This is a genomic window from Ruegeria sp. CDSA077, assembly GCF_059612265.1.
Window position 1 is genome coordinate 169,096 of the sequence record NZ_JBXWQG010000003.1, and the last position, 16,982, is coordinate 186,077.

The window sequence follows — 16,982 nt, forward strand, 5'->3', positions numbered from 1 at the left end:
CCCTCAATTCACGACCGTGACCGGTACATCGGCATGCATCACAAGGTTTTGCGTAGAGCTGCCGAAGATACGCTTTTTGAGGCCATCAGCGGACGAGCGTCCAACGACAATCTGTACGGCCTTGCTGTCTACCGTGATGGCATTCAGCGTTTCAGCCACATCTCCGTGGCGCACCACTCCGGTCGCGGTGAAACCCGCGGCCTTCAGGGCGTCGACGGCGGGTGCCACCACCCGTGTCGTTGCTAGTTCAATCTCCTCCTCACGCCGCATGTGCCGCTTTGCGTTTTCTTCAGGTGTCTGAAAAGTGTAGGGCGACCATTCAATGACATATGCAACCAGAAGCTCGCATGAACCAATTCTTTCAGCCAAATCTTTGGCGAAGGCGATGGCACGTTCTCCGGATTCTGTCCCGTCCAGTCCTATGACAATTTTTGTTGTCATCTCGTTCCTCCATTTATTGTTCATTTGACCGGGGCCCGTGCCCCCGGCAGGGCAGCCGGAACTTGGAGCATTTATTGTAGACTGCCCTCAAGTCAGTATCAGGAAAAATCACTAGGAAATGGTATTATTTTTGGTCTATTCTCAGTAAATTATCCCATTATGCGCCAAAATTACAGGGAATTTTCCTAATGGACAGAGAATTGGACAAGATCGATCAACGCATCCTGCGGGAATTGGAAGCCAATGGCCGCCTGCCGATCGTCGAGCTTGCCATGCGGGTAAACCTGACCAACACTCCGTGCTCAGAGCGTGTAAAACGACTGGAAAGAACCGGCTATATCACCGGATACAGCGCCGTTCTGGACAAGGAGCGGTTGGGTCTCGGGCATATGACGGTTGTGCAGGTTTCCCTGGCTGCAACGTCTGAGAACTCATTGGATAAATTCAACGATGCCGTGCGCGATGTCACCGAAATCGAAAGCTGCCTGATGGTGGCGGGGTCGTTTGACTATCTGTTAACCGTTCGCACACGCGACATCGCCCATTTCCGCCAGACCCTGGGGGAAAAGATCAATAAGCTTCCGGGCATTCACCAGACCAGTTCCTTTACCGTGATGGAGATCGTCAAGGAACCGGTCGGGCAGAATGTCATACCCGCCTGATCAGCCAGGATCCGTGTTATAGATCAGCCTTTCGTCGCAAGGCGCGATCCGCAGGATATTGGTCGTGCCGGGCACGTTGAACGGAACACCGGCGGTGACAACGATCTGATCCGTGTCAGTTGCAAATCCACCAGAACGAGCAGCACGGGCGGCGCTGACGACCGCCCCTTTGAAACGCTCAAGCTCGGGCGTCATTACGCAATGGCAGCCCCAGCTCAGGCATAACCGACGGGCTGTTCCCTTTGCAGGGGTCATTGCAATGATCGGAACTCCGGGGCGTTCGCGCGCGGTCAACAGCGCAGTTGTGCCGCTTTGAGTGAAACAACAGATTGCCTTGATATCCGTTTTCTCGGCAATTTCGCGAGCGGCGGCGACGATACCATCGGCCACGGTTGTTCCCTTTGCCGTGCGCGATGCCGCGATGATCTGATCATAGGTGGGGTCGGCTTCGACCTCGATGGCGACCTTGTTCATGGTCTGCACGGCCTCGATCGGATAGGAACCTGCGGCGGATTCCGCGCTTAGCATGATGGCGTCTGTGCCCTCATAGATAGCGGTTGCCACATCTGAAACCTCGGCCCGCGTGGGCATCGGGCTTTCGATCATGCTTTCCAGCATCTGTGTGGCCACAATCACCGGCTTGGCGGCGCTACGGCACCGGCGGACCAGACGTTTCTGGATCGGGGGCACCGCGGAAACCGGTAGCTCCACGCCCAGATCTCCGCGCGCAACCATAATGCCGTCAGAGGCATCGAGGATGTCGTCAAACGCCTCAACCGCGGCAGGCTTTTCAATCTTGGACAGGATCGAGGCGCGCCCATCGGCCAGTGCCCGAGCCTCAAAAACATCCTTGGCCCGCTGAACGAAACTCAGCGCCAACCAATCCACACCCAGCTGGCAGACGAATTCCAGATCACCACGATCCTTGGCGGACAACGCGGCCAAGGGCAGCACGACATCCGGCACGTTCACGCCTTTTCGGTTCGAAATTGTCCCGCCGACCTCGACGGTACAATTCGCATGATCCTGGCCGCAATCCTGTACGATCAGGCGAATTTTGCCATCATTGACCAAGAGGCGCGCACCGGGTTCCAGCGCAGCAAAAATCTCGGGATGGGGCAGGCATACGCGGCCTGCGTCGCCCGGGGCCGGATCCAGATCCAACCGAAACACGGCACCCTCGATCAGCTCTTCCGCATCATTGGCAAATACGCCGACACGCAGCTTTGGCCCCTGCAGATCTGCAAGAATGGCGATAGGGCTGTCCAGATCCTTTTCGACCTGACGGATGATCCGGTGCCGCTCGCGGATTTCGTCATGGCTGCCATGGCTCATGTTCAGGCGAAATACGTCGGCTCCGGCTTCGTGCAACGCGCGAATGGTGTCATAGTCATTGGACGCCGGCCCCAGCGTCGCCACGATCTTCACATTTCTCAGGCGTCGCATTGACCTTGTTCTCCTCAAACCATGTCCTGAATTTGCGCGAATGTTACCGCAAACATCGACTCTGCCCGCTTATTGCGCAATTCCCTTTCCGAAGCAACTGTCCTAAACCTGCCGGAAACAACATGACAGGCTTATGACGTATTCTCCGTTTTTTATCCATGGCGCGGATCGCCCTTCCCGCTGGCTGATCACATGTGACCACGCGACCAATACTGTTCCACCGGGAATCAATGGTGGGGATCTTGGCTTGCCGCGTGAGGATATGGAGCGCCACATCGCCTATGACGTGGGCGCCTATGAAGTATCGAAACATCTGGGTGAAATTCTGAACGCGCCTGTGATTGCGGCGAATTTCTCGCGCCTTGTGATCGATCCGAACCGAGGCGAGGACGACCCGACTCTTGTGATGAAATTGTATGACGGGTCAATCATTCCCGGCAACCGTCACGCCGATGCGGATGAGCGCGAGCGGCGTTTGAACATGTGTTACCGCCCTTACCATAGGGCATTGGCTGAGCTGGCCGCACTGCCCCATGCGGTGATCGTGTCGATGCATTCTTTCACCCGGCAGTTGCGTGGACGCGAACCGCGTCCCTGGCATGTCGGTGTGCTGCACACTCCGGATGAGCGTTTTTCGCGCCCACTGATCCACCGGTTGCAGGCTGAAAAGGACCTATGTGTTGGCGTCAATGAACCCTATACTGGCGTTCTGCCGGGCGATGCGATCGACAAGCATTGCACTGCCTTTGGCCGCCCTAATGCGTTAATCGAACTGCGCAATGACCTGATCGCCGACCACGCGGGGCAGCGCGCTTGGGCCGAGCGTCTGGGAATTGTCCTGGAAGACGCCCTTTCGCATAGCGAATTTTGACTTTCGGCAGCTGAGAACCTGCGCACCATTGAGCGACCGCGCCCGAAACCCCATATATCAGGCGAAAGGAGGCGATCATGACGCAAGAGCTTTTGACATCTGTTTTCGGCTGGATGGTGGTGATCAACCTTGCTGTGTTACTGTTTTCGACCCTGATGGTCGTGCTGATGCAGGATTGGGCGGCTGGCATCCATAGTCGGATGTTCCAAATGGACCGCGCGGATGTGAAACGTGCGTATTTCAGGTATCTGGCCAATTACAAAATTCTGGTGCTTATCTTTTCCATCGTGCCTTGGCTGGCGTTGAAACTGGCCTAGCGCACTGAGGTGTTGCTGATGATTGAAACGGCCCGCTTGGGTTGTTAGGTCATCTTGAACATATTGGGCAAGCATCCGGAGCGAGAACATGGACCAGAAAACCGAAACCGAACTTCAGGCCGCCGCATTCCGCAGGTTGCAGCAGCACCTGATGGAAGACCGGACCGATGTTCAGAACATCGACATGATGAACCTGGCCGGATTTTGCCGCAACTGCCTGTCGCGCTGGTATCAGGAAGCGGCCAATGAACAGGGCATTGAGATGGACAAGGACGAAGCCCGTCAGATCTTTTACGGGATGACCATGAGCGAATGGAAAGCCAAGTATCAGACCGAAGCCAGTCCTGAAAAGCAGGAGGCTTTTGAAGTCTCATTCGAAGAAAATGTCGGCAAAAAGAGCTGAACGTGAAAAATAGAAAGGCCCACCATTCCGGCGGGCCTTTTCTCAGTGAGGCGGCTGTCAACAAAGGTTTCACTGCCTCCGCTACATTCGCTTCTTACGGTTGTTCCGATCCGAAAGCGACGGGCGCGGCGAATTGCGCAAATGCCCGACTTTACCTCAGCGCTCCTAAGATTTTGCCTTTAAGGCCTGCGCCCGACATTTACGCTTTCTCCGAATTAAGGGATGGTTCTTCTGCTGACTTTCAGTGCAAGAAAGGATGTCTTTGCTCTTACTGACGGGTATGAAACGTGTTGAAACTGATCAAGAATGCGCGGCTCTATACGCCTGAGCCTGTTGGTTTAGGCCATATTCTCACCGCGGGTGAACGCATTATTTACCTCGGTAGCACTCAACCCGAACTGTCGGATCCGCTTCAGGCTGAAGTCGTTGACGTCGAAGGTGCATCGGTTGTTCCGGGTTTAATCGACGGACATGCGCATATCACGGGTGGTGGCGGTGAAACCGGGCCAGCCAGCCGGGTGCCGCCGATGGTCCTGTCCTCGTTCACCCGTGCCGGGGTCACGTCGGTTGTGGGGGTATTGGGGACGGACGATCTGACCCGCAACACGCAGACGTTGGTGCAGCAGGCCTATGGGCTGCGGGAGGAGGGGCTTTCGGCTTGGTGTCACACTGGTGGCTATCACGTCCCTCTGACCACCCTGACCGGTTCCGCCCGGGGTGATATCGTATTCCTTGATCCGGTTATCGGCGTTGGGGAACTGGCGATCAGTGATCACCGGTCAAGCCAACCGACACTGGACGAGTTTCTGCGGATCGCAAGTGAGGCGCATGTCGCGGGCCTGATGACCGGCAAGGCAGGGGTCGTGCATTGCCATATGGGCGACGGCGACAGGGGTCTGTCGATGTTGGAGCAGGCTATTGCGACCTGCGAAATTCCCGCACGCGTCTTCAACCCGACCCATGTCAATCGCAACAAACCCCTGTTTGAACAGGCCGTCGCGTTGGCGCGGCACGGATGTTACATCGACGCCACCGCGTTCCCCTGCGAACACATCGAGCCGGGCATTTCAGCCGCCGAGGCCTATATCCAATTCCGCGATCAAGGTGGCCGCGCGGACCGGTTCACCATCAGCTCTGACGGGGGTGGCTGCCTGCCGGCCTTTGACCGTGAGGGCAATCTGACACGGTTTGGTGTGGGGTTGTCCGACACTCTGCCTGAAACACTGCGCGACCTGACCGATAAAGGAATGCCTCTGTCTGATGCGCTTGCTCCGATGACCTCTAATGTCGCCGATCTGCTCAGGCTACATCGAAAGGGCCGTTTGAAAGTGGGTATGGACGCCGATCTGGTGGTTCTTGACGAAAACACCGCTGTGCGGCATGTGATGGCCCGGGGGGAATGGCATGTCCGCGATGGCCAGATAGCCCGGCGCGGCATGTATGAACAGATTTGAACGTCCGCGCGGTCCCCGGTGGCTGCCCGCTATAGCTCCGGAAGGTAGTTAAGATATGTGCCCTGCACCCATTGATGCAGAGACCCCGCGCGGGTTCATCATCCCGATCGGTGGTGGCGAAGACCGCGTCAAGGAAATGCAGATTCACCGCAAATTCGTGGAGCTGTCCGGCGGCGGCGATGCCGATATTGTCGTGATCCCGACAGCCTCGATGCTGGAAGAAACAGGGCCGGATTATAACCGCATATTCTCTGAGCTTGGAGCGGGTCAGGTTGAGTTCCTGCCCATCTCGCGTCGCGCCGATTGCGACAATCCCGACTATGCCGAGATGTTGGACCGCGCCACCGGGATATTCATGACCGGCGGGAACCAGCTGCGCTTGTCGGCGATTCTGGGTGGCACGCTTGTTGCTCAAAAAATCCGGCGCCGGAATGCGGCGGGGATACCGATTGCGGGAACCTCAGCCGGGGCGTCGGTCATGTCCGAGCATATGGTTGCAGGCGGCAGCAGCAATTCGGCCCCAGCCGAAGGCAATATCACTCTGGCCCCGGGCATGGGTTTGACCAATGCGGTCATCATTGACCAGCATTTCACGCAACGTAACCGCCTGGGGCGCCTGTTAACCGCCTCATCTTTCAACCCTTTCCTGATCGGGTTGGGCGTTGACGAAGACACGGCGGCCTTCATTGGGCCCGATAACGTCCTTGAGGTAGTGGGTAGCGGAACGGTCACTGTGGTGGATGCCAGCCATCTGACGCATTCATCGATGTGGGATGCCCGCCGCGGAGAGGCGTTGAGCCTTCTGGGACTTCGGCTTGACGTTCTGGGCGAAGGGTGCCGTTATGATCTGACGGCTCGCCAGGCGTTTCCGCCGGATGAGCATATGGCGTTCTGTACATTGCCGGACCTGTCCGGGGACGAGGGCGCCGGCGGGGGAAAATAAAAACTAACCAACAGGGTGCCTCATGAAAATAATTTCGACCAACGTCTTTGTCGGCCCGAATGTTTGGGCAAGTTTTCCGGTTATTCGCCACGTTATCGATCTGGGTATTCTGGAAGAATGGCCTTCGGCAAAAATTGGTTCGGAATTTATCGACGCTCTGGTCGCGGCACTTCCCGGTTTAGCAGAACATGGCTGTTCCTATCGCGAACCCGGCGGGTTCATCCGCCGCCTGCGCGAAGATGAAGGCACCTGGCTGGGTCATGTGCTGGAACATTGCGCTATCGAGGTGCAGAACGTAGCTGGTACGGATGTGACTTTTGGCCGAACGCGCGGCACTGGCGAACCCGGCCAGTACAACATGGTCTATGAATACCGCCAGCGCGATGTCGGACTGGATGCGGGCAAGCTGGCGATGCGTCTGCTAATGCATCTGTTGCCACACTCCCTCAAGGACAAGGTGGATTACGACTTTGATCCAGATTTCAACTGGGATGATGAGTTACGCAGCTTTGTGCTGCGGGCGCAGTGCAAAGAATTTGGCCCCTCGACCGGCTCGTTGGTCAAGGCGGCACAAGAGCGGGACATTCCGTGGATCAGGCTGAACTCTGGCTCGCTGGTGCAGTTCGGACACGGGAAGTATCAGAAACGCATCCAGGCTACCATCACTTCTGAGACCAAACATATCTCGGTCGAGATTTCCTGCGACAAGGAAGATACCCACAATCTGCTGAACGATCTGGGCCTGCCGGTACCACAGCAGCGCATGGTCTATTCGGCGCGCGAGGCGGCAAAAGCAGCGGGACGTATTGGGTTTCCTGTCGTCGTCAAGCCGCTCGACGCCAATCATGGGCGCGGTGTTTCGATCAATCTGAATTCAGAGTCCGAGGTCGAGGCCGGTTTTGCCGAAGCCAAGGAACATTCTCGCAGCAGGGCCATTCTGGTGGAAAGCTTCATCACCGGTTTTGACCACCGAATGCTGGTTGTGAACAACAAACTGGTTGCGGTGGCCAAGCGTGTCCCCGGACATGTTGTTGGCGACGGCACACACACGATTGCCGAACTGGTTGACATCGTGAACCAGGATCCGCGCCGTGGCATCGGACACGAGAAAGTGCTGACCATGCTGGAAATCGACAATCAGGCCAAACGCCTGATGGAGAATGCGGGCGTGACCGAAGAAACCGTGCTGTCGGAAGGCGAGATCTTCTATCTCCGTTCAACGGCAAATCTGTCGACGGGGGGGACAGCGATTGATCTGACGGATGTGGTGCATCCTGACAATCGTGACATGGCCGAACGGGCCATAATGGCGGTTGGATTGGATGTGGGAGGTGTGGATTTTCTGATCGACGACATCACCAAATCCTACAAGGATATTGGCGGAGCTATAGTCGAGGTGAACGCCGCCCCGGGCTTTCGGATGCACGTGGCGCCGTCCGAAGGTCAGCCTCGCGACGTGGCGGGCAGAGTGATCGACATGTTGTTCCCAGCCACCGAAGAAACCCGCATCCCGATTGCGGCGATCACAGGCACCAACGGCAAGACGACGACCTCGCGGATGCTGGGGCATATTATGAAAACCAGCAGCAAGACCGTTGGCATGACCTCGACCGATGGCGTTTATGTGGACGGTAAACTAAGCGTTAAGGGCGACATGACGGGACCGAAATCCGCGCAGATCGTCCTGCGTGATCCGGCGGTCGATTTTGCAGTGATGGAAACCGCACGCGGCGGGCTTGTGCGGTCCGGTTTGGGCTATCAGCGGTCGAACGTGGCGGCGTGTCTGAATGTCTCGGCCGATCATCTGGGTCTCGGCGGCATAAACACGGTCGAGGAGCTGGCCGTTGTCAAGCGCGTGGTGGTTGAAAGCGCTGTGGATACTGCAGTGCTGAATGCCGATGACATCAACTGTCTGAAAATGGCCGACTACGCCCAAGCGGATCAGATTTTCTATGTCACGACCAATCCAGCGCACAGTCTGGTCAAGGAACATATCAAGGCAGGCGGCAAGGCCATTGTGCTTGAAAAAGGCATGAATGGTGACATGCTGACCATCTATGACAACGGGCTTCATATCCCGGTTCTGTGGTCGCATCTGATCCCGGCGACGTTGGAAGGCAAGGCAATTTTCAACGTCCAGAATGCGATGTTCGCCGCCGCGATGGCCTATAGTTTCGGCGTGGATCTGGATAATATCCGTCATGGGTTGCGCACCTTCGACACCAGCTATTTCCAGGCACCTGGACGGATGAATGTCTATGACGAACATCCCTTCAAGGTGATCCTCGATTATGGCCATAACCCCGCCGCGCTGAAAGCGATGGCGGCGCTGGCCGATCAGTTAGAGATCAAGGGCCGGAGGCTGTGCGTTGTAGCGATGCCTGGCGACCGGCGCGACGAAGATATTGTCGATGGGGCCGCCGCCCTGGCCGGACATTTTGATCATTTCATCTGCAAGGCAGATGACCGCCGTCGCGGACGCGGGCATGACGAGGTGCCGCAGATGATGCGTCAAGCCCTGATCGACAACGGCGTGGATGCCGCAGCCATCACGATCATCCCCGACGAAGTCGAAGCGGTCAGTGCCGCGTTGGAACAGGCCGGACAGGGCGATCTGTTGGTGATCTTTGGTGATGACACAACGCGCTGCTGGAAACAGATCATCTATTTCAATTCTGATGGTGAAGAAGCCGAGGTCGCACCTGTGGCAGCCCCCGCCGAAACCTCGTTCGAAGATATGTTCGAAGGCGACCAGAACCTGATCCGGGATGAGCGTGGCGTGCGTCTTGCCCGTGAAATCAGCGAAGACGCGGATTGAGCGGAGGCACCGGAATGGACCGGATCGAAGAGCTTGAGACCGCGCTGACAATAGAAAGCGCGACCGTTGACTATATTCAGGTGGATGACGCCCGGCGTCTGACCGGGCCGGGCCTGCTATGGAACCGACCCGGCGCTGTGATGGATGTTTTCTTCACTGATATCGACGCGACGCAGATCACCGACTTGTGGGAGAAGCATGCGCGCCGGGTTCTGGACGCGCTGGGCTGGCAGGGACAGGGTCTGATCCACCGTACCTTTACGGGCGGTGTCAATCTGGCGATCTCAGCACCGATGGATCAACTCTATTCCGGGATATTCGCAGCGCAAACCGCCTGGCATTTCTGTGCTGCGGAACTGCTGGCATCCGAGCCCGGAGATTTCGATCAGATGGTTGCGGATGTCAAAGGCGTCATGGAAATGGAAGCCAATCCCGCACTGATCGCCTTGATCGCCGCGGCTGAGGCGCATGGCGTGGATATCCTTTGCGATGATGACGAGGTGTCGATCGGGCATGGTACAGGCAGTCAGACTTGGCCTGTTGATGGGCTGCCCACCCCGGGTGAGGTGGACTGGTCTGCGCTGCATGATATCTCGATCGCGTTCATCACCGGAACCAACGGCAAGACCACTACGACCCGGCTGCTTGAGGCTATCGCGCGCGCTTCGGGCAAGGTCGCTGGGCTAACCTCGACCGAGTTTGTCCGCGTGGGCGATGATATTCTGGACCGTGGCGATTACTCGGGCCCAGGCGGCGGGCGGATGTTGCTGCGCGATAAAAGGCTGGAGGTTGCCTGTCTTGAAGTCGCCCGTGGGGGAATCCTGCGCCGGGGTCTGCCGACCCGCGCCGCGACGGCGGCGGCTGTCACCAATGTGGCCAACGACCATCTGGGCCAATACGGGGTCAACACGGTTCCGGAACTGGCCCAGGCCAAATTCGCCGTACATCGAACACTGGCCGAAGGGGGCGTGCTGGCCCTGAATGCCGATGACGACTTTGTCCGTGCCGAGGCGGAGAATACCTCGGCGAATATCTGGTGGTTTTCGCTGGACGCGCAGAACGACCTGATCCGCCAGGCGCGCGATTCAGACAGGTGCTGCGCCTATGTACAACAGGGAGATATCGTCTTTTTCGACGGCACAGCGGAACAGGTGGTGATCGCAGTTTCCGATGTTCCCCTGACCATGGGCGGCGCTGCGAAGTACAATATCCTGAACGCGCTGGCGGCCTTGTGCCTGGCTTTGGCGCTGGACTTGCCCGTTCAGGCGGCTCGGGATGGGTTGGCCGGGTTCAAACCAGACGCCAAGGATAATCCAGGCCGTTGCAACGAGTTCCGATACAACGGCGCACGGGTCTTTGTGGATTTTGCACATAACCCGCATTCGATTTCCGCCGTTTGCGATGCGCTGTTGAGCTTGCCAGCAAAACGGCGTTTCATCATGCTCAGCCATGCGGGGGACAGATCGGATCAGGATATCCGGGACGTAACCGCGACAGCGCTGAATTTCCAACCCGACGTGGTCGTCGCAACCGAGTTGGAAGGGTATCTAAGAGGCCGCGAGTCGGGGGAAGTTTCTGATCTGATCGAAAGGACAGCGTTGGAACATGGGTATGGTGCAGAACAAATACTCAGAGCCGCTTCGCCCACACAAGCCGCATCTATGATACTTGAAAAGCTACAACCGGATGATATCGCTTTGCTGCTGGTTCTGTCCGATCGTGACGCTGTTCTCGCTATGCTCGACGGGTGAGAACGGGCGTGTGTCGGGATCACAGAGAGGGCGTGTTAGGAAATGAGTTTTGGGCGGTCGGCAGTCCACATCCGACGCCCTCACCCAATGTCAATACGGCCCTGTCGGACCTTCGTCCCTATCGTATATCCGCCTCATCCTCGGATTTTTTGCTCTGCGCATTGCATCATACAGTCCCGCAATTCGAGGCCGAGTTAGCTGGTGCGACGCCGTTCAAAGGGCATTGAGCCCCTGATCATTGGCCGTTGGGGCAGGTATGATACCTGCCCTCAACTTGCTCGTGGCTGCCGAAACGGGCTCTAGCTGCCGGCTGAGACGTGCGACGAACCCTGCGGGATCACCTCGTATCCAGGCTCTTCTGGTTCGTCATCCGCCATTTCCGCAGGGAAGCCGGGGGCAAGGATGGAAAGACCGGTGGCGTCCTCTAACCGACGGATAATGTTGGGCGATAGCTCGCGATCGCCATAGCGTGCAATGCCGTCGTCAAAAATCTGGCAAATCAAGGGAGAGACTTCCAGCGGCACATTGTTTCGTTCGGCAATACTCTGGAACAGGCCCACATCTTTTTTCACCAGATCCATGGTGAATGAGATATCGCGCGAACCGTTCAGGATTACCTGGCTTTCGGTAACATGGGAAAAGCTGTTACCGGACGAAATTTTGATCGCCTCGTAGGCTGTGTTCAGGTCCATACCTGCAGCCTTCGCCGTCACCAACGCTTCGGCATTGGCGACCAGATGGACGGTGGCCAGATAATTGGTAAGTACCTTGAGCATCGAGGCGCTGCCAAGCTCACCAGTATGCAGGATACGTCGTCCCATGGTCTTCAGCAACGGCAGAACTCGCTCGAACGTTGAGCGGTCACAGCCCGCAAAGATCGAGATATTACCAGTGTCGGCGCGGTGGCAACCGCCAGATACCGGGCAATCGACTGCGGCACCACCGGCGGCGATGACGATACCGCCAAGGCGTTCGGCTTCAGCTTGGTCAGTGGTAGACATCTCCAGCCAGATCTTGCCTTCTTTCACCTCTGGCAGCATCTCCTGCATGACAGCGTCCGAGGCGGCAGGCGAGGGTAGGCAGGTGATGACGACATCGCAATCACGCATCAATGTTGCGGCATTTTCCGCCAACTTGGCACCCTTGGCCGCCGCCGCTTCCATCAGGTCGCGGTTTAGATCAAGAACCGTCAGATCGATTCCGTTCCGCAACAGGCTGCCTGAAAGCTTTCCGCCGACATTACCAAGTCCAATGAAACCTACTTTCATCTTCTATTCCTTCCGAGTGTACGAAAAATCCAAACAAACAGATCCGCTAGATGAGCAGCCGATAAGCGATTCCCGAGAACAAGGTGCCACCGATCCCTTTGTCAGATGAACGACGTTGGAATCTGCAATAACGCCAAGACCGGCCGCGTTTGCCACGAAGTCGAAGCCAAGCGCCGGATTGGCCACGAATGCGGCAATTCTGACTTTCGTCGATGAGACGTCTGGTTTGATCAAGTCCAGATTTCCTGTTCGGATTTGAGACAATTCAAAACTTGTATCGCGACCTGAGCCGCAAGTGAAAATGATAAAACAGGCTATCTACCACAAAAATTATTTGTCGCTAGATTAGATCAAACCCAATACCCATAGTTGGTTACGCAGCTTCGAGGCAGCGGCCCGACATTTGAACGTTTCGCATATCGATGTCGACCTGTTCAAAGCTTGGCTGCGTGGACAATTTGCCCCGGATTAGGGATATGCGAGAGATGGTCAGGACAAAACTTGCGGCAGCCTAGCTGTACATGGTCGGCTACGTAGGTCACCTTCGGCGAAGCCAGTGCGATATTGTCGAAACAAGACATATCTCAACGTCATTTGCCCGCCCGTTTCGGAGCTTCAAAGAAAACCAGAGGTGCAAAGATGAGATGGTGCTGCTGGAGAGAATTGAACTCTCGACCTCTCCCTTACCAAGGGAGTGCTCTACCTCTGAGCTACAGCAGCGCTGTGGGCGGGTGATTAGACTCAAACGAAACGCGGCGCAAGGGTGTCTGGACGGTTTTTTTCGCCTCCTGTAGAGAAAGGTTATGGCAGATAAAAATACACCTAAAAAACACGGCAGATCCGGCGATGTGCGCGAAGAGCGGCTGAAAGCGGCGCTCAAAGCGAATATGGCGCGGCGTAAGGCGCAGGCTAAGGCGCGGGCAACCCAGAACGGCAAAGCCGACAAAGACGAGGGATAAGAGCAGATGGATTCGATTCTGGTGACAGGCAACGGGCCGCTTAAAGGTCAGATACCGATTGCAGGGGCAAAAAACGCGTGTCTGACGCTGATGCCGGCGACCTTGCTCAGCGAAGAACCGCTGACGCTGACCAATGCGCCTCGGCTGAGCGACATCAAGACGATGACGGCTTTGCTGCAGTCCTTAGGGGCCGAGGTGTCGTCATTGCAGGATGGTCAGGTGATCGCAATGTCCAGCCACGACCTAACCAGTCAGACGGCGGACTATGACATCGTGCGAAAGATGCGCGCGTCAAACCTTGTGCTGGGTCCTTTGCTGGCGCGGTTTGGGCAGGCGGTCGTTTCGCTGCCCGGAGGCTGTGCAATCGGCGCGCGTCCGATGGATCTGCACGTCGAAGGGCTCGAGGCGCTGGGCGCTGAGATTGAGCTTAAGGACGGGTATCTGCATGCCAAAGCTGTGGGCGGGTTGAAAGGTGCCGTGCATGAGATGCGATTTGCATCCGTGGGCGCGACCGAGAACATTGTCATGGCGGCCACGCTGGCCAAAGGCACAACGGTTCTGAAGAACGCGGCGCGCGAACCTGAAATCGTCGATTTGGTCGAGTGTCTGCGGAAGATGGGTGCCCAGATTTCCGGTGAAGGCGCGTCGACCATCGAAATTCAAGGCGTAGACCGGTTGCATGGTGCCACTCATCAGGTGGTCACTGACCGGATCGAGCTGGGCACCTATATGCTGGCGCCGGCGATTTGTGGTGGAGAAGTCGAACTGTTGGGCGGGCGGATGTCTCTGGTGGAATCATTTGCCGGGAAACTGGATGCGGCGGGCGTGAATGTCTCGGAAACAGCAAACGGTCTTTTGGTCGCCCGCAAGAACGGGCGCGTCAAAGCCGTGGATGTCGTGACCGAGCCGTTCCCGGGTTTTCCGACCGACCTGCAGGCCCAGATGATGGCGCTGATGTGCACGGCCGAAGGTACCTCGGTGCTCGAAGAACGCATTTTCGAGAACCGTTTCATGCACGCCCCCGAATTGGTGCGGATGGGCGCGAATATCGAAGTGCACGGTGGCACGGCAACCGTGACTGGTGTCGAACGCCTGAAGGGCGCACCGGTTATGGCGACAGATCTGCGCGCTTCGGTCTCGCTGATACTGGCGGGGCTGGCTGCTGAAGGTGAAACAACTGTCAGCAGGGTCTATCATCTGGATCGTGGGTATGAGCATGTTGTGCGCAAGTTGGAAGGCGTGGGCGCCAAAATTGAACGGATCAAAGACCAATGACAGACGCAAGTTTCCACGATGGGCGTGAGGCTCCACTGAATCTGGGTGCAGAGGATGGGGATGACCTTCAGGTGATCTCGACTTTGACACAGGATGCGGTGTTCCCCGTATCCGAAATGACCTGGCATCCGTCGCAGCGCCGCTTTGGCCTGTTGCTGAACCGTTTCCGCTGGGAGGACAAGGATGCGGCCACGCGCCGGGGCCGTCCATTCGAAAGGGTGCAGTCTGTGCTGGTGTTCGCTTCCGTTCTAACCGTGGCCAGCCAGGGTATCGACCGTAGCGAGAAGGATTTGGTAATGTCCTTGCTTTCGGTCGATTATGAACCCGGCGAAGACGGCGCGGGTCAGATTTTGCTGACATTGGCCGGAGATGGCGCGATCCGTCTATCGGTCGAGGCAATAGACGTCACGCTCAAGGATGTAACCCGCCCCTATCAGGCGCCTTCGGGGCAAGCGCCGCATCATGCAGAATAAGCGCGGTATCGCGCAGGCCTTCTCAGAACCACCCGCTGGTCTGATGTTGCGCCGCGCGACCGTGTTTGATGTCTTTGATCTAAGCCGGGTTCTGATCCGTTCGATCACGCAGCTGTGCGAGGCGGATCATGGCGATGATCCGCAGGCCGTTGCGGAATGGACCGCCAATAAAGACCCGGAGACCATTCGGGGTTGGATCAAGGCCGGAGCGCAGATTTGGCTGGCCGAGCGCGCAGGTCAGGTTGCGGCTGTCGGCGGATTGCGTGAGGGCGGCGAGATCACGCTGCTCTATATCGACCCGGCTCATACCGGTCTTGGGGTGGGAAGCGCGTTGTTGGCCCGGCTGGAACAGGAACTGGCCGCTGCCGGTTGCACCGAGGCACAGCTTGAGGGGACACGGACGGCCCAGGCGTTTTATATCCGGCATGGCTGGAAACCGACTGGCGGCTGCGCTGCGCGCAAAAGCATATCCTGTTTTGAGATGCGCAAATCGCTGCACCCGGTGGACTGAGGGTTGAGGACAGCCCATCCCGGCGATATGACCCGGTGAAACGCTACGGAGTGCCAGATCATGCCCGTTTTCCTAAACACCAAGACGCCCGAGTTTGAAGCCGCTTTTCAAACCCTGCTGTCGGCCAAGCGCGAAGACAGCCCGGATGTTGATGCCATCGTAGCGCAGATCATTGACGATGTCCGTGCCCGCGGCGATGCGGCTGTGATCGAACTGACGGCCAAATTTGACCGGTTGGCGCTGACACCGGAAACGCTGACCTTTTCGGCAGAGGAAATCGACGCCGCCATTGCGCAGGTCTCGGACGCGGATCGTCAGGCGCTCGAACTGGCAGCCGAACGCATCCGGGCCTATCACGAGAAACAGATGCCCGCCGATCACCAATGGACGGATGAGGCCGGGGCAACCCTCGGCTGGCGTTGGTCGGCAGTGTCTGCGGCGGGGTTATATGTGCCAGGCGGGCTGGCCTCGTATCCGTCGTCGGTTCTGATGAACGCGATCCCGGCCAATGTCGCAGGGGTCGAGCGTCTGGCCATCGCCGTGCCCACCCCAGACGGTCAGGCGAACCCTCTGGTCCTTTTGGCCGCGCGCCTGTCAGGCGTGACTACGGTCTATCGCATTGGCGGGGCGCAGGCGATTGCGGCACTGGCCTATGGAACAGATACCATCGCAGCGGTGGACAAGATCACCGGCCCCGGGAACGCTTTTGTTGCTGCCGCCAAACGCCGTGTCTTTGGTAAGGTCGGCATAGACATGATTGCGGGACCGTCTGAGATTTTGGTTATTGCTGACAAAGACAACGACCCCGACTGGATTGCACTGGATCTACTCAGCCAGGCAGAACATGACGAAAGTGCTCAGTCGATCCTGATCACGGATAGTGCTGAATTTGGGCGGGCTGTGGCGCAAGCCGTAGACAAACGTCTTGAAACTCTGCAGCGCCGGGCGATTGCAGGTGCCAGCTGGCGCGATTTTGGTGCGGTGATCACTGTGGGCAGTCTGGATGAGGCAGCCTCTCTGTCGAACCGAATTGCCCCGGAACACCTTGAGCTATGCGTCGCAGATCCCGTCGCTCTGAGCGAAAAGACAATTCACGCAGGTGCAATCTTTCTTGGTCAATACACGCCCGAGGCAATCGGGGATTATGTTGGTGGGCCCAATCACGTCCTACCCACCGCCCGGTCGGCGCGTTTTTCTTCCGGTCTGAGTGTGATGGATTTCCTGAAACGCACGACGCTCAGCCAGATGACACCCGAAGCCCTGCGGGCAATCGGGCCAGCGGCAGAGCAACTTGCGCAGTCGGAAAGCCTCGAGGCGCACGGGCTGTCCGTGACCGCACGGTTGAAACGATTGAACGGTTGATCACCTATGGTCAGAGGGTCACACCTGC

At 57.5% G+C, this 16,982-nt stretch carries 16 protein-coding genes and 1 tRNA gene; 13 read left to right on the forward strand and 4 right to left on the reverse strand.

All coding sequences use genetic code 11. The features are described 5' to 3' along the window. Positions 1-3: 3 nt before the first annotated feature. Entirely contained in the window at positions 4-441 is a 438-nt protein-coding gene (locus AC2FLE_RS10080; RefSeq protein ID WP_496696780.1) for a universal stress protein, read from the reverse strand. Between the two features lie 188 nt (positions 442-629). On the opposite strand from AC2FLE_RS10080, the gene AC2FLE_RS10085 reads away from it, so the two are divergent. Then, positions 630-1,103 (forward strand): Lrp/AsnC family transcriptional regulator, encoded by a 474-nt coding sequence (locus AC2FLE_RS10085; protein WP_142637909.1) that lies wholly within the window; start codon positions 630-632, stop codon positions 1,101-1,103. Here the strand turns inward: AC2FLE_RS10085 and pyk are convergent, their stop codons facing one another. After that, positions 1,104-2,549 (reverse strand): pyruvate kinase, encoded by a 1,446-nt coding sequence (pyk, locus tag AC2FLE_RS10090; RefSeq protein WP_142637911.1) that lies wholly within the window; start codon positions 2,547-2,549, stop codon positions 1,104-1,106. Positions 2,550-2,682: 133 nt separating this feature from the next. On the opposite strand from pyk, the gene AC2FLE_RS10095 reads away from it, so the two are divergent. The 7 genes from AC2FLE_RS10095 to AC2FLE_RS10125 all read left to right on the forward strand — a co-directional run bounded on the left by AC2FLE_RS10095 (position 2,683) and on the right by AC2FLE_RS10125 (position 11,106). Further along, complete coding sequence (locus AC2FLE_RS10095; protein WP_496696783.1) at positions 2,683-3,420, forward strand: N-formylglutamate amidohydrolase; 738 nt, start codon at positions 2,683-2,685, stop codon at positions 3,418-3,420. Positions 3,421-3,497: 77 nt separating this feature from the next. Beyond that, on the forward strand, positions 3,498-3,737 hold the full coding sequence (locus tag AC2FLE_RS10100) for a DUF6868 family protein (RefSeq protein WP_496696785.1): 240 nt from the start codon (positions 3,498-3,500) through the stop codon (positions 3,735-3,737). A gap of 88 nt (positions 3,738-3,825) precedes the next feature. Next, the gene (locus AC2FLE_RS10105) at positions 3,826-4,140 is read left to right on the forward strand and encodes a DUF1244 domain-containing protein (protein ID WP_496696787.1); all 315 of its coding nucleotides are present in this window, start codon (positions 3,826-3,828) and stop codon (positions 4,138-4,140) included. Positions 4,141-4,427: 287 nt separating this feature from the next. Continuing rightward, a complete protein-coding gene (iadA, locus tag AC2FLE_RS10110) occupies positions 4,428-5,594 on the forward strand; it encodes a beta-aspartyl-peptidase (protein WP_496696789.1) in 1,167 nt (388 codons plus the stop codon). Positions 5,595-5,649: 55 nt separating this feature from the next. Next, entirely contained in the window at positions 5,650-6,537 is an 888-nt protein-coding gene (locus AC2FLE_RS10115) for a cyanophycinase (RefSeq protein ID WP_142637921.1), read from the forward strand. 22 nt (positions 6,538-6,559) lie between these two features. Further along, positions 6,560-9,355, forward strand: coding sequence for a cyanophycin synthetase (cphA, locus tag AC2FLE_RS10120; protein WP_496696791.1), 2,796 nt, complete (start codon positions 6,560-6,562; stop codon positions 9,353-9,355). Between the two features lie 14 nt (positions 9,356-9,369). Continuing rightward, positions 9,370-11,106 carry a Mur ligase family protein gene (locus AC2FLE_RS10125; RefSeq protein ID WP_496696793.1) on the forward strand — a complete coding sequence of 579 codons (1,737 nt, stop codon included), beginning with the start codon at positions 9,370-9,372 and terminating at the stop codon, positions 11,104-11,106. Between the two features lie 299 nt (positions 11,107-11,405). Here AC2FLE_RS10125 and AC2FLE_RS10130 read toward each other — a convergent pair whose 3' ends face one another. Together AC2FLE_RS10130 and AC2FLE_RS10135 are read right to left on the reverse strand one after the other, a co-directional pair. Further along, positions 11,406-12,374, reverse strand: a complete 969-nt coding sequence (locus AC2FLE_RS10130) for an NAD(P)-dependent oxidoreductase (protein WP_496696795.1) — start codon at positions 12,372-12,374, stop codon at positions 11,406-11,408. 645 nt (positions 12,375-13,019) lie between these two features. Further along, positions 13,020-13,094, reverse strand: a tRNA-Thr gene (locus AC2FLE_RS10135). A gap of 83 nt (positions 13,095-13,177) precedes the next feature. Here AC2FLE_RS10135 and AC2FLE_RS10140 point away from each other — a divergent pair. The 5 genes from AC2FLE_RS10140 to hisD are packed head-to-tail and all read left to right on the forward strand — an operon-like array spanning position 13,178 to position 16,954. Further along, a complete protein-coding gene (locus AC2FLE_RS10140) occupies positions 13,178-13,333 on the forward strand; it encodes a hypothetical protein (RefSeq protein WP_496696796.1) in 156 nt (51 codons plus the stop codon). A 6-nt stretch (positions 13,334-13,339) separates the two neighbouring features. Next, on the forward strand, positions 13,340-14,608 hold the full coding sequence (gene murA / locus AC2FLE_RS10145) for a UDP-N-acetylglucosamine 1-carboxyvinyltransferase (protein ID WP_496696798.1): 1,269 nt from the start codon (positions 13,340-13,342) through the stop codon (positions 14,606-14,608). After that, complete coding sequence (locus AC2FLE_RS10150) at positions 14,605-15,081, forward strand: DUF2948 family protein (protein WP_496696800.1); 477 nt, start codon at positions 14,605-14,607, stop codon at positions 15,079-15,081. The genes murA and AC2FLE_RS10150 overlap by 4 nt, the downstream gene beginning before the upstream one ends. Next, positions 15,071-15,592, forward strand: coding sequence for a GNAT family N-acetyltransferase (locus AC2FLE_RS10155; protein ID WP_496692235.1), 522 nt, complete (start codon positions 15,071-15,073; stop codon positions 15,590-15,592). Before AC2FLE_RS10150 ends, AC2FLE_RS10155 begins: the two co-directional genes overlap by 11 nt. 60 nt (positions 15,593-15,652) lie before the next feature. Next, complete coding sequence (hisD, locus tag AC2FLE_RS10160) at positions 15,653-16,954, forward strand: histidinol dehydrogenase (protein ID WP_496696802.1); 1,302 nt, start codon at positions 15,653-15,655, stop codon at positions 16,952-16,954. Positions 16,955-16,982 lie beyond the last annotated feature (28 nt).